This is a genomic window from Methylobacterium sp. UNC300MFChir4.1, from assembly GCF_900110155.1.
In the GTDB taxonomy this organism is placed as follows: Bacteria; Pseudomonadota; Alphaproteobacteria; order Rhizobiales; family Beijerinckiaceae; genus Methylobacterium.
The window spans coordinates 191404-203631 of sequence record NZ_FOCS01000001.1 but is presented as its reverse complement, the minus strand read 5'-3'; the positions used below and the strand labels follow the sequence as shown (position 1 = coordinate 203631).

General features: G+C 69.5%; 9 protein-coding genes and 1 tRNA gene. 3 read left to right on the top strand and 7 right to left on the bottom strand.

The genetic code is table 11. From position 1 onward, the window contains the following. Nucleotides 1-37 precede the first annotated feature (37 nt). From lon to BMY19_RS00955, 5 genes are all read right to left on the bottom strand, one after another. A complete protein-coding gene (lon, locus tag BMY19_RS00975; protein ID WP_100250596.1) occupies nucleotides 38-2464 on the bottom strand; it encodes an endopeptidase La in 2427 nt (808 codons plus the stop codon). Between the two features lie 246 nt (nucleotides 2465-2710). Continuing rightward, nucleotides 2711-3982, bottom strand: a complete 1272-nt coding sequence (gene clpX, locus BMY19_RS00970) for an ATP-dependent Clp protease ATP-binding subunit ClpX (RefSeq protein ID WP_020090762.1) — start codon at nucleotides 3980-3982, stop codon at nucleotides 2711-2713. A 184-nt stretch (nucleotides 3983-4166) separates the two neighbouring features. Further along, on the bottom strand, nucleotides 4167-4793 hold the full coding sequence (locus BMY19_RS00965; RefSeq protein ID WP_012322036.1) for an ATP-dependent Clp protease proteolytic subunit: 627 nt from the start codon (nucleotides 4791-4793) through the stop codon (nucleotides 4167-4169). A gap of 126 nt (nucleotides 4794-4919) precedes the next feature. Beyond that, complete coding sequence (tig, locus tag BMY19_RS00960; protein ID WP_100250595.1) at nucleotides 4920-6353, bottom strand: trigger factor; 1434 nt, start codon at nucleotides 6351-6353, stop codon at nucleotides 4920-4922. A 131-nt stretch (nucleotides 6354-6484) separates the two neighbouring features. Next, nucleotides 6485-6569 (bottom strand) — tRNA-Leu (locus tag BMY19_RS00955). A gap of 148 nt (nucleotides 6570-6717) precedes the next feature. Here BMY19_RS00955 and BMY19_RS00950 point away from each other — a divergent pair. Next, nucleotides 6718-8220: a multicopper oxidase family protein gene (locus BMY19_RS00950; protein WP_100250594.1), complete on the top strand. Its 1503-nt coding sequence runs from the start codon at nucleotides 6718-6720 to the stop codon at nucleotides 8218-8220. Nucleotides 8221-8236: 16 nt separating this feature from the next. Here BMY19_RS00950 and BMY19_RS00945 read toward each other — a convergent pair whose 3' ends face one another. Beyond that, nucleotides 8237-9739, bottom strand: a complete 1503-nt coding sequence (locus BMY19_RS00945; RefSeq protein WP_100250593.1) for an NAD(P)H-hydrate dehydratase — start codon at nucleotides 9737-9739, stop codon at nucleotides 8237-8239. Nucleotides 9740-9933: 194 nt separating this feature from the next. Between BMY19_RS00945 and BMY19_RS00940 the strand changes: the two genes are divergently transcribed. Next, nucleotides 9934-10272, top strand: coding sequence for a P-II family nitrogen regulator (locus BMY19_RS00940; RefSeq protein WP_003600526.1), 339 nt, complete (start codon nucleotides 9934-9936; stop codon nucleotides 10270-10272). A gap of 184 nt (nucleotides 10273-10456) precedes the next feature. Continuing rightward, a complete protein-coding gene (locus tag BMY19_RS00935; protein WP_091979382.1) occupies nucleotides 10457-10636 on the top strand; it encodes a DUF2735 domain-containing protein in 180 nt (59 codons plus the stop codon). A gap of 267 nt (nucleotides 10637-10903) precedes the next feature. On the opposite strand, the gene BMY19_RS00930 is transcribed toward BMY19_RS00935, so the two are convergent. Further along, nucleotides 10904-11938, bottom strand: a complete 1035-nt coding sequence (locus BMY19_RS00930) for a glutamine synthetase beta-grasp domain-containing protein (RefSeq protein WP_012322031.1) — start codon at nucleotides 11936-11938, stop codon at nucleotides 10904-10906. Nucleotides 11939-12228: the final 290 nt, after the last annotated feature.

The following is a 12228-nucleotide window of genomic DNA, read 5'->3' as shown; positions in this document are numbered from 1 at the left end:
CGGGGCACCGGGGGCTCGTCTCAATCGATCGGGCGGCTCAGTGCGCCACGAAGGCGGCGCCGTCCTCTTCGGTCCGGGCGGGCTTGGCCACCGGGAGCGGCTCCTCCCACTCGATCGCCTCGGGCTGACGGACCAGCGCCTTCTCCAACACCTGATCCATCCGCGACACAGGCACGATCTCCAGCCCGTTCTTCACGCTGTCGGGCACCTCGGCGATGTCCTTGGCGTTCTCCTCGGGGATCAGCACCGTCTTGATGCCGCCGCGCAGCGCGGCGAGCAGTTTCTCCTTCAGGCCGCCGATCGGCAGGACCCGGCCGCGGAGCGTCACCTCGCCAGTCATCGCGACCTCGCGGCGGACCGGAATCCCGGTCAGCGTCGAGATGATTGCGGTGGCCATGGCGATGCCGGCCGACGGACCGTCCTTCGGGGTCGCCCCTTCCGGAACGTGGACGTGGATGTCGCGCCGGTCGAACAGCGGCGGCTCGATCCCGAAGTCGATTGCCCGGGAGCGGACGTAGCTCGCCGCCGCCGAGATCGACTCCTTCATCACGTCCTTCAGGTTGCCGGTGACCGTCATCTTGCCTTTGCCGGGCATCATGACGCCCTCGATCGTCAGCAACTCGCCGCCGACCTCGGTCCAGGCCAGACCCGTCACCACGCCGACCTGATCGTCCGCGTCGATCTCGCCGTAGCGGAACTTCGGCGGGCCGAGGAAGACCGGAAGGGTGTCGGGGGTCACCGCGACCGACTTGGTCTTGGTGATCAGGATCTCCTTCACCGCCTTGCGGATCAGGTTGGACAGCTCGCGCTCCAGGTTGCGGACGCCGGCCTCACGCGTGTAGCGGCGGACCAGCATCATCAAGCCATCGTCGTCGATCGACCACTCGTGAGTCCCGAGGCCGTGCTTCTTCAGGGCGTTCGGGATCAGGTGCTTGCGCGCGATCTCGACCTTCTCCTCCTCGGTGTACCCGGCGATGCGGATCACCTCCATCCGGTCCATGAGCGGGCCCGGGATGTTGAGAGTGTTGGCCGTGGTCACGAACATCACGTTCGAGAGGTCGTAATCCACCTCCAGGTAGTGGTCATTGAAGGTGCTGTTCTGCTCAGGGTCGAGAACCTCGAGGAGCGCCGCCGACGGATCGCCGCGGAAGTCCATGCCCATCTTGTCGATCTCGTCGAGCAGGATGAGCGGGTTCGAGGTCTTGGCCTTGCGCATCGACTGCACGATCTTGCCGGGCATCGAGCCGATATAGGTCCGGCGGTGACCGCGGATCTCGGCCTCGTCGCGCACGCCGCCGAGCGACATCCGGACGAACTCGCGACCCGTCGCCTTGGCGATGGACTTGCCGAGCGAGGTCTTGCCGACGCCGGGGGGACCGACGAGGCACAGGATCGGGCCGGTGAGCTTGTTCGCGCGCTGCTGCACCGCGAGGTACTCGACGATCCGCTCCTTGACCTTGTCGAGGCCGAAATGATCCTCGTCGAGCAGCGCCTGGGCGCCGAGCAGGTCCTTCTTGATCTTCGAGCGCTTGCCCCACGGGATGCCGAGCATCCAGTCGAGGTAGTTGCGCACGACGGTCGCCTCGGCCGACATCGGCGACATCTGCCGCAGCTTCTTCAGCTCGGCGGTGGCCTTGTCGCGGGCCTCCTTGGAGAGCTTGGTCTTCTCGATCTTCTCTTCCAGCTCGGCCAGCTCGTCGCGGCCATCCTCGGAGTCGCCCAGCTCCTTCTGGATCGCCTTCATCTGCTCGTTCAGGTAGTACTCGCGCTGGGTCTTCTCCATCTGCCGCTTGACGCGGGTCCGGATGCGCTTCTCCACCTGGAGCACGGAGATCTCGCTCTCCATCAGCGACAGCACGCGCTCGAGGCGCTGCGCCACCGTGGGGGTCTCCAGGATGCCCTGCTTGTCGGAGATCTTGACGAGCAGGTGCGAGCCGATCGTGTCGGCGAGCTTGGACGGCTCGTCGATCTGGGTCACGGCGGAGACGACCTCGGGCGAGATCTTCTTGTTCAGCTTGACGTAGTTCTCGAACTCCGAGAGCACGGAGCGCGCGAGCGCCTCGGCCTCGACGCGGTCGCCGAGCTCGTCGTGGAGCGCCTCGGCGGTCGCCTCGTAGAACTCGTCCGAGCGGGTGAAGTCGACGACCTTGGCGCGGCCGACGCCTTCGACCAGCACCTTCACGGTGCCGTCGGGGAGCTTCAGCAGCTGCAACACCGAGGCGAGCGTGCCGATCTTGTAGATGGCGTCGGTCGCCGGATCGTCGTCGCCCGCGTTGATCTGGGTGGCGAGCAGGATGTGGCGATCGGTGCGGACGGCCTCCTCGAGGGCGCGGATCGACTTCTCGCGGCCCACGAACAGGGGCACGATCATGTGCGGGAAGACGACGATGTCGCGCAGGGGGAGGACGGCGTAGGTGCCCGTCGAACCCGGGACCACCGGCTGGCGCGATTTCGACTGTGACATGTGACTTCCTCTCAGGGACGCCCGGGTTCGGCGCCCCCATGCACGGAGCGCGCCTACAGCCGGGTGCCGACCGGGCCGCGAGGGTCGGATTTCGCTAACTTTGCGGCTGGCGACGCGGACCGGACCTCGAAGGAGCGTGCGGCCACCGCGCTGAGCCTGAGGTGGCTGCGAGGAAGCGCGTTTTCAAGGCGATCCCCGCAGCGCGCCCGGCCTGGGCCGGGCGCCTGATGCAACCCTGCCGAGTGCCTACGCGCTGACGCTCGCGGGCGTGTCCTTGTTGCGGTCGCCGTGGATGTAGAGGGGGCGCGACTTGCCCTCCACCACCTCCGGACCGATGACCACCTGCTCCACGGACTCGAGGCCCGGCAAGTCGTACATCGTGTCGAGCAGGATCGTCTCCAGGATGGAGCGCAGGCCGCGGGCGCCGGTCTTGCGCTCGATCGCCTTGCGGGCGACGAGCGACAGCGCCTCGTCCTGGAACGTCAGGTCGACGTTCTCCATCTCGAACAGCCGCTGGTACTGCTTGACCAGGGCGTTCTTCGGCTCCTGCAGGATCTTCTTCAGCGCGGCCTCGTCGAGGTCCTCCAGCGTCGCCAGGACCGGCAGACGGCCGACGAACTCGGGGATGAGGCCGAACTTCAGCAGGTCCTCCGGCTCGACCGAGCGGAAGATCTCGCCGGTGCGGCGGTCGTCCGGGGCCTGCACGGTCGCGCCGAAGCCGATCGAGGTGCCCTTGCCGCGCTGGGAGATGATCCGCTCCAGCCCCGCGAAGGCGCCGCCGCAGATGAACAGGATGTTGGTGGTGTCGACCTGCAGGAATTCCTGCTGCGGGTGCTTCCTTCCGCCCTGGGGCGGGACGGAGGCGACCGTGCCCTCCATGATCTTCAGGAGCGCCTGCTGCACGCCCTCGCCCGACACGTCGCGGGTGATCGACGGGTTGTCGGACTTCCGGGAGATCTTGTCGATCTCGTCGATGTAGACGATGCCGCGCTGGGCCCGCTCGACGTTGTAGTCCGAGGCCTGGAGCAGCTTGAGGATGATGTTCTCGACGTCCTCACCGACGTAGCCGGCCTCAGTCAGCGTCGTGGCGTCCGCCATGGTGAACGGCACGTCGAGGATCCGGGCCAGCGTCTGCGCGAGCAGGGTCTTGCCCGAGCCGGTCGGCCCGATCAGCATGATGTTGGACTTGGCCAGTTCGACGTCGTTGTGCTTCGTCGCGTGGGCGAGCCGCTTGTAGTGGTTGTGCACCGCGACCGAGAGGACCTTCTTGGCGAAGTCCTGGCCGATGACGTAGTCGTCGAGGACGCGGCGGATCTCCTTGGGCGTCGGCACGCCGTCGCGGCTCTTCACCAGCGAGGATTTCGACTCCTCGCGGATGATGTCCATGCACAGCTCGACGCACTCGTCGCAGATGAACACCGTGGGGCCGGCGATCAGCTTGCGGACCTCGTGCTGGCTCTTGCCGCAGAACGAGCAATACAGCGTGCTCTTCGAGTCGTTGCCGCCAGTCTTGCTCATATCGGTCTCCGATTCCTCGCGTCCGCCGCCGGCAAGGGGCGGACGCGCATCGCATGAATGTAGGGGGCCCGTTTAAAGAAACAGTGTGCTGCGCGCCTTTGACCGAAGGGCCCGAACCTCGATGCAAACACGCTGCCGCGGCGGGATCAAGGCCGCGCCGCGGCGGTCAGGCGACGCGGGCCGGTCAGGCGGCCGCCGGCTCGGGACGCTTCTCGATCACCTCGTCGATGAGCCCGAACTCCTTGGCCGCGTCGGCGGTCATGAAGTTGTCGCGCTCCAGCGCCGTGTGGATCGTGTCGTAGTCGCGGCCGGTGTGCTTCACGTAGATCTCGTTCAGGCGCCGCTTCAGCGCCTCGATCTCGCGGGCGTGGATCAGGATGTCGGTCGCCTGCCCCTGGAAGCCGCCGGACGGCTGGTGGACCATGATCCGGGCGTTCGGCAGGGCGAAGCGGTGGCCCGGCTCGCCGGCGGTGAGCAGCAGGGAGCCCATCGAGGCGGCCTGGCCGACGCAGAGGGTCGTCACCGGGCAGCGGATGAACTGCATCGTGTCGTAGATCGACAGGCCCGAGGTGACCACGCCGCCGGGGGAGTTGATGTAGAAGGAGATTTCCTTCTTCGGGTTCTCCGCCTCGAGGAAGAGCAGCTGCGCCACGATCAGCGACGCGCCGTAATCCTCCACGGGGCCGGTGAGGAAGATGATGCGCTCGCGGAGCAGGCGGGAGTAGATGTCGAAGGCGCGCTCGCCGCGGCTCGACTGCTCGACGACCATCGGCACGAGCGCGTTGTTGTAGACGTCGATCGGATCTCTCATCTCATCCTGCCCCGGAGTGAGGCCCGGGGCTGCCGCGAATCAGGGCAGCCCCGGGCATGTCAGCGAACACCGGCGATGCTTAACCATCGCCTAACCCTTGCCCGCCGTCCTGGGACAGAGCGGGACTCAGTCGGCCTTGGCTTCGGTCTTGGCGTCGGTCTTGGACTCGCCCTTGGCCTCGGCCTTGTCTGCCGGCTTGCCGCCGGTCGTGTCGTCGTCATCTTCGTCCGCGAAAAGCGCCTCTTTCGAGACGGGCTCCTCGACGAGCTTGACCTGCCCGAGGACGTGGTCGACGACCTTCTCCTCGAACAGGGGCGCGCGGAGTTCCGCGAGCGCCTGCGCATTCTTCCGGTAGAAGTCCCAGACCTGCTGCTCCTGGCCCGGGAACTGCCGGACCCGGGCGATGAGGGCCTGGTTCACCTCCTCGTCCGAGACCTTGATATCGGCGCTCTCGCCGACCTGCGCAAGCACGAGACCGAGACGGACGCGCCGTTCCGCGATCTTCCGGTACTCGGCCTGGGCCTTCTCCTCGGTGGTGTCCTCGTCCTCGAAGGTCTTGCCGCGGGTCTTGAGGTCCTGCTCGACCTGGGCCCACACGGCGGCGAATTCCTGCGCGACCAATGACGGGGGCAGCTCGAAGGCGTACTTGCCGTCCAGCGCGTCGAGGAGCTCCTTCTTGAGCCGGCGGCGCGAGGCGGCCTCGAAATCCCGGCCGATCGCCTCGGACACGGCTTCGCGGAGCTTCTCCAGCGACTCCATGCCCATGGACTTGGCGAGCTCGTCGTCGATCTTGGCCTCGCCCGCCGCCTGGATCTTCGTGACGGTCACGTCGAACTCGGCGTCCTTGCCGGCGAGGTGCTCGGCCCCGTACTCGGCCGGGAAGGTGACCTTCACGAGCCGCTTGTCGCCGACCTTGGCGCCGACGAGCTGCTCCTCGAAGCCCGGGATGAACGAGCCGGAGCCGAGCTCCAGGTCGATGCCCTCGCCCTTGCCGCCCTGGAACTCCTCGCCTTCGATGCGGCCGACGAAGTCGATGGTGACGCGGTCGCCGCTCTGGGCCTCGGCGCCCTCCTCGCGCTCGGTGAACGGACGGCTCTGGCCGGCCATGCGCTCCAGGGCCTCGTCGACCTCGGCGTCGGCGGGCTTGGCCACGAGCTTGGTCAGGCTGACGTCGGAGAGGTCGGCGAGCTCGAAGCTCGGCATCACCTCGAGGGCGACCTTGAAGGCGAGGTCGCCCTTGGCGTCGAGCGCCTTCTCGACCTCGGCCTGGTCGGTCGGGAACTCGACCTGCGGCTCCAGGGCGAGCTTGAGGCCGTTATCGGTGACGATCTGGCGGTTCGCCTCGTTGACGGCGTTCTGCACCACCTCGGCCATCACGGAGCGGCCGTAGACCTTGCGCAGGTGCGCGACCGGCACCTTGCCGGGACGGAAGCCCTTGAGCTGCACCTTGTCCTTCATGCCGGACAGCTCGTTGGTCAGGCGCTCCTCGAGTTCCTGGGCGGCCAGCAGAACCTGAAACTCGCGCTTCAGCCCCTGGGCGTTGATCTCGGTCACCTGCATCGTCGTCGTCGCTCTTCAAAGAAACCTGGGTTCGCCGGCCGGGCCGGCGTCGTGCTCGCGCGGACCGGGATGCCGAGATGTCGGGTACGGGGCGGAGGGTCCCGAGGGGACCGCAACCTCAGCAGAGGTCCTGGTGCGGGCGGAGGGGCTCGAACCCCCACGTCTTGCGACACTGGAACCTAAATCCAGCGCGTCTACCAGTTCCGCCACGCCCGCGCGCGCCGACATCCGGCGCATCGCCGGCCGCCGGAAGCGCGCCCTATAGCATGGGCCGGCGGGCCCGCAGCAAAAAACTTGCCCCTGTGGCGCGGGAGCCCGCGCGCCGCTAAGGAGCGGGTCCGTCGCGAGCCGCAGCCGAGATCCCATGCCGCCATCCCGCACCGTGCCGCCGACCGATTCGCGCGCCGGCACGCCGTCGCGACGAACCCTGCTCGCCGCCGCGGCGGCCTTCGGGCTCGCGCCGGAGGCCGCGCGGGCCCAGGCGCCGGCCGCCGCGCCGGGGACATCCGCGCCCGTCCAGCCGGAGCCCGCGGCCGCGCCGGCGGCCCTGCCGGCGGCGCCCGGCAAGGCGCGATTCAGGCCGGACCCCGCGCCCGAGACGCCGGTCTGGTGCTTCGACGGCAAGGCCCTGCCGCCCGTGGTCCGGGTGAAGCTCGGGCAGGCGTTGCGCCTCAAGGTCGAGAACCGGACCGACAAGCCACTGTCGCTCCATTGGCACGGGGTGCGCAACGTCAACGCCATGGATGGCGTCGGCGGCGTGACCCAGGCGCCGATCCCGCCGGGCGGCGACTTCCTGTACACTTTCACGCCGCCGGATGCCGGCTCCTACCTCATCCGGCCCCTGGTCGTCGGCGGGGCGAGCGAGCCGTCGGGCCGGGGCCTCGCGGGCATGCTGGTCGTCGAGGAGACGAACCCGCCCGCGGTCGACGCCGACGTCAGCGTCGTCCTGCAGGACTGGCGGCTCCAGGACGACGGCACCCTCATGCCGTTCGGGCAGACGGCGCTCGCGGCCGCGAACGGGCGCCTCGGCAACCTCGTGACCGTCAACGGCAAGCCGGTGCCGGGCGCCTTCGAGGCGAGGCCCGGCTCCCGAATCCGCCTGCGTCTCGGCAATGCCTGCAACGCCCGGGCAACGCGCATCAAGTTCGAGGGCGTGAAGGTCTACGTGGCGGCGGTCGACGGCCAGCCCACCGACACGTTCGAGCCCCTGCGGGCGACCCTGCCCTTCCCGCCCGGCACCCGCTACGACCTGCTCGTCGACCTGCCGGAGGAGGAAGGCGCCACCTGCGAGATTCACGCGCTGATCGGCAAGGGCCTGGTCCTGGCGAGCGTCGTCACCAAGGGTGCCCGGATCACCGAGAAGCGGCCCCCGATCGGGCCGATCGGCGAGAACAAGCGCCTGCCGGCCGAGATCAAGCTCCAGAACGCCCTGCGCCGTGACGTGGTGATCACCGGCGGCGCCTTCGTGCCGAAGGGCAAGGACGGTGTGAAGGACGCCGCCAAGGAAGGCCCCGCGGCCGATCCGGTCTACACGGGCGACCCGCAGAAGATCTGGTCGGTGAACGGCGCGAGCGGCACCGCCGGCCTCGCGCCGATCTTCTCGGTGAAGCGCGGGCAGGTGGTGGTGCTGGCCCTGCGCAACGAGACCGCCTTCCCGCAGGCCCTGCACCTGCACGGCCACTGCTTCCGCCTGCTCCACCCCCTGGACGACGGCTGGGAGCCCTACTGGCTCGACACGTTCCAGCTCCTGGAGGGGCGGACGGCCCGGATCGGCTTCCTGGCGGACAATCCGGGGCGCTGGCTGATCAGCGCCACGGTGCTGGAACGGTTCGACACCGGCCTCTGGACGATGTTCGAGGTCACCTGAGCGGTCAGCCGCCGGGTCAGCCCCCGGTCGACGCGACGAGGTCGCGCAAGACCGCCGGCATCAGCTCGGGGATGTCCTCGGCGATCAGGCCCGGCCCGTGGCGCAGGCCCGCATCGCCGTGGAGCCAGACGCCGGCCGCGGCGGCCGCGAAGGGCTCCATGCCCTGCGCGAGCAGGCCGGCGATCAGGCCGCCGAGCACGTCCCCGGACCCGGCTGTCCCGAGATAGGGGCTGCCGTGGTCGTTGATGGCCGCACGGCCGTCGGGGGCCGCGATCACCGTGTCGGCCCCCTTGAAGACCACCACGGCGCCGGTGAGCGCGGCCGCCGCGCGGGCCCGGGCGACCTTGTCGGCGCCCTCGGCCATCGCGTCCGTCCCGTCGAAGAGCCGCGCGAACTCGCCGGCATGCGGGGTCAGCACGGCCCGCGCGTCCCCGTCGGCGAGATGGGCGGCGAGCAGCGGCACCTTGCCGGCGAAGCTCGTCAGCGCGTCGGCGTCGAGGACGAGGCCGCGCCCGGCCGCGGCCGCGACGGCCACGCGCTCCCGGGTCGGCTCGCCGGTGCCGAGCCCGGGTCCGGCCAGGATCACGTTCAGCCGCTCGTCGGTGAGCAGGTCGTCGAGGTCGTCGGCGCTCTCGCAGGGCCGCAGCATGATCGCCGTGAGGTGGGCGGCGTTCTCGGGCAGCGCGGCGGTCGGGGACGCGACGGTGACGAGCCCGGCGCCGACCCGCAGGGCGCCGCGGGCGGCGAGCCGGGCGGCGCCGGTCTTGGTGGCCGGCCCGGACAGGACCAGGGCGTGGCCGCGGGTGTACTTGTGGCTCGCGCCGGTGAGGTGCGGGACGTCCCGGCCCCACAGGTCGGGCCCGTTCCGGTCGAGGGGCGCGCCGGCTGCCAGGCCCGCCTCCAGCGCCGCCGGGCCGGTCCCGATATCGGCGAGGCTGAGCTGGCCGCACAGGCCCCGCCCAGGCTGGAGCAGGTGCCCGGGCTTGAAGGTCACGAAGGTCACGGTCTCCACTGCCCGGATGGCGGCGCCGCGCACCGCGCCGGTATCGCCGTCGACCCCGCTCGGCACGTCGACGGCGAGCACCGGCATCCCGGCCTCGTTCACCGCCTCGACGAGCGCGCGGGCGGCGCCGTCGAGGTCGCGCGACAGGCCGGCGCCGAACAGGGCGTCGATCACGAGGTCGCCGGACGGCAGCGCGCCGCCCTCGGCCGGGCGCACCGGCCCCGTCCAGGCCGCGGCCGCGAGCGCGGCGTCTCCCGTCAGCGCCGACACCGCGCCGAGGCAGAGGAGCTCGACCGCGTAGCCGGCTTCGGCCAGCAGGCGCGCGGCCACGTAGCCGTCGCCGCCGTTGTTGCCCGGCCCGCACAGGACGACGACGCGGCCACCCGCCGGGAGCCGGGCCCGGGCGCGCCCGGCCACGGCGGCCCCGGCCGCCTCCATCAGCGTCAGGCCCGGCACGCCGCCCTCGATTGCCGCGGCATCGACCCGCCTCATTGCCGCGACCGTCAGCAACCGCATATCCGTCTCCGCCTCTGCCCGTGCACCGATCAGCCCTGACTAAAATCGCGCCAGATTCCCGTGAAGCGCTCTAAGGATGTGCGTGCATCGCACAGCAAATAGGCACTATGGTCGGACGCGCCGCGAAAACGGCGTGGCGAAGGCGTCACGAGGATGTTAGAAATGCCAGGCACCGCAGCGCAGGCCCGAGCGGCATGAAGAAGATCGAAGCGATCATCAAGCCTTTCAAGCTCGACGAGGTGAAGGAGGCGCTCCAGGAGGTCGGCCTCCAGGGCATCACCGTCATCGAGGCGAAGGGTTTCGGCCGTCAGAAGGGCCACACGGAGCTCTACCGGGGCGCCGAGTACGTGGTCGATTTCCTGCCCAAGGTGAAGCTCGAGATCGTGCTGTCCGACGCCCTGGTCGAGGGCGCCGTGGAGGCGATCCGCAAGTCGGCGCAGACCGGACGCATCGGCGACGGCAAGATCTTCGTCTCGACGATCGAGGAAGCGATCCGCATCCGCACCGGCGAGACCGGCACGGACGCGATCTGACCCGAGCCCGCCCGCGGTCCAGGACCGCCGGCGGCCGCGCACCGCGCGACACTGCCTAAGATTTCGCACTGCGCGAATGTCCGGCATCGGCGCCTGCGGCCCTGGAGCGCCGCTTCCCGCACCCCACATCATCGGGAACGGCCGGCCCGATCGGCCGCTCGAACCGGATGCAGGAGGAAGTGCGATGGCCGCCACGGACCCGCGCGAGACCGCCAAGATCTACGATCTGTCCGCGTTCCGACGCGCGCGCGAGACCGCCCGGGCGGCTCCGGAGGCGAAGCCCGCGCCCGTGCCGAGCTTCGGCGGGGGCGCGTGGTACCACGAGGCCGCCATCCGCGAGGACGAGCGCCCGCGGCGGCCCTGAGGCGGATGTAATTCGGGAGCGATGGTGCCCCTGCGGCCGTCGAGCGGGCCCGACGGGCTCCCTCACCCGACCCACTCATCCTGACGTGCCCGCGCCAGCGGGCCTCGAGAGGGCGCCCGGCGGTCCGCGCGATCCCCGGAGGCCTCCGTCGAGGCCTGCGCCGCGCTCCAACCCCCAGGACGGGGTAGATCGGAAGCCCGTTACCCCGGAAACGGCGAAGCCGGACCCGAGGGCCCGGCTTCGCATCGTCTGTCGAAGCTCCGCGTCTTACGCGGCTGCAGCGGCCTCGGTCGGCACGGAAGCGATCGTCTTCAGCACCTGCGAGGCGATCTGGTAGGGGTCGCCCTGCGAGTTCGGACGGCGGTCCTCCAGGTAGCCCTTGTAGCCGTTGTTCACGAAGGAGTGCGGCACGCGGATCGAGGCGCCGCGGTCGGCCACGCCGTACGAGAACTCGTGGATCGAGGCGGTCTCGTGCTTGCCGGTCAGGCGCATGTGGTTGTCCGGACCGTAGACGGCGATGTGCTCCTCGCGGGCGTTCTTGAACGCCTCCATGAGCTTCTCGAAGTAGGCCTTGCCGCCGTGCTCGCGCATGAACGCGGTCGAGAAGTTGCAGTGCATGCCCGACCCGTTCCAGTCGGTGTCGCCGAGCGGCTTGCAGTGGTACTCGACGTCGATGCCGTACTTCTCGCAGAGGCGCTGCAGGAGGTAGCGGGCCATCCACATCTCGTCGGCGGCCTTCTTGGAGCCCTTGCCGAAGATCTGGAACTCCCACTGGCCCTTGGCCACCTCGGCGTTGATGCCCTCGTGGTTGATGCCGGCGTCGAGGCAGAGGTCGAGGTGCTCCTCGACGATCTTGCGGGCGACGTCGCCGACGTTCGAATAGCCGACGCCGGTGTAGTACGGGCCCTGCGGCGCCGGGTAGCCGGAGGCCGGGAAGCCGAGCGGGCGGCCGTCCTTGTACAGGAAGTACTCCTGCTCGAAGCCGAACCAGGCGCCGGCATCGTCCAAGATGGTGGCGCGCTTGTTGGACTCGTGCGGGGTCACGCCGTCCGGCATCATCACTTCGCACATCACCAGCACGCCGTTCTTGCGGGCCGGGTCGGGGAAGTGGCGCACGGGCTTCAGCATGCAGTCGGAGCTGCCGCCCTCGGCCTGCTTGGTGGACGAGCCGTCGAAGCCCCACATCGGGAGCTGCTCGAGGGTCGGGAAGCTGTCGAATTCCTTGATCTGCGTCTTACCGCGGAGGTTCGGGGTCGGCGTGTACCCGTCGAGCCATATGTACTCGAGCTTGTATTTGGTCATTCCGGTTCTCTCGTCCGTATCGATGCGCGACCTGGGCAACCCGGGAAGACGCGAACGGCTTGCCGCCTCGTCGACGGCTGCGGCCGCAATTGCATGGATCGTGCCAGGAAGGCCATTGCCGGAGAACAACGGTGCCCTAGAAACGGAGCTGCCGATCACGGTTACGAGATCGGGTGCGCGAATGGGCCGATCGTTTCATCCGTCGGCCGATTCCGCTGCCCGGCGGGTGGCAAGGTACGCCCGCGCCGGATATCAAGCGCCGCTTGCCGGTGCGCGCGACCGCGTGCGGG

What these genes read in the sequence shown, in the direction of transcription:
- lon (WP_100250596.1), bottom strand. Translation starts at nt 2,464, where the DNA reads ATGTCACAGTCGAAATCGCGCCAGCCGGTGGTCCCGGGTTCGACGGGC.
- clpX (WP_020090762.1), bottom strand. Translation starts at nt 3,982, where the DNA reads ATGAGCAAGACTGGCGGCAACGACTCGAAGAGCACGCTGTATTGCTCG.
- BMY19_RS00965 (WP_012322036.1), bottom strand. Translation starts at nt 4,793, where the DNA reads ATGAGAGATCCGATCGACGTCTACAACAACGCGCTCGTGCCGATGGTC.
- tig (WP_100250595.1), bottom strand. Translation starts at nt 6,353, where the DNA reads ATGCAGGTGACCGAGATCAACGCCCAGGGGCTGAAGCGCGAGTTTCAG.
- BMY19_RS00950 (WP_100250594.1), top strand. Translation starts at nt 6,718, where the DNA reads ATGCCGCCATCCCGCACCGTGCCGCCGACCGATTCGCGCGCCGGCACG.
- BMY19_RS00945 (WP_100250593.1), bottom strand. Translation starts at nt 9,739, where the DNA reads ATGCGGTTGCTGACGGTCGCGGCAATGAGGCGGGTCGATGCCGCGGCA.
- BMY19_RS00940 (WP_003600526.1), top strand. Translation starts at nt 9,934, where the DNA reads ATGAAGAAGATCGAAGCGATCATCAAGCCTTTCAAGCTCGACGAGGTG.
- BMY19_RS00935 (WP_091979382.1), top strand. Translation starts at nt 10,457, where the DNA reads ATGGCCGCCACGGACCCGCGCGAGACCGCCAAGATCTACGATCTGTCC.
- BMY19_RS00930 (WP_012322031.1), bottom strand. Translation starts at nt 11,938, where the DNA reads ATGACCAAATACAAGCTCGAGTACATATGGCTCGACGGGTACACGCCG.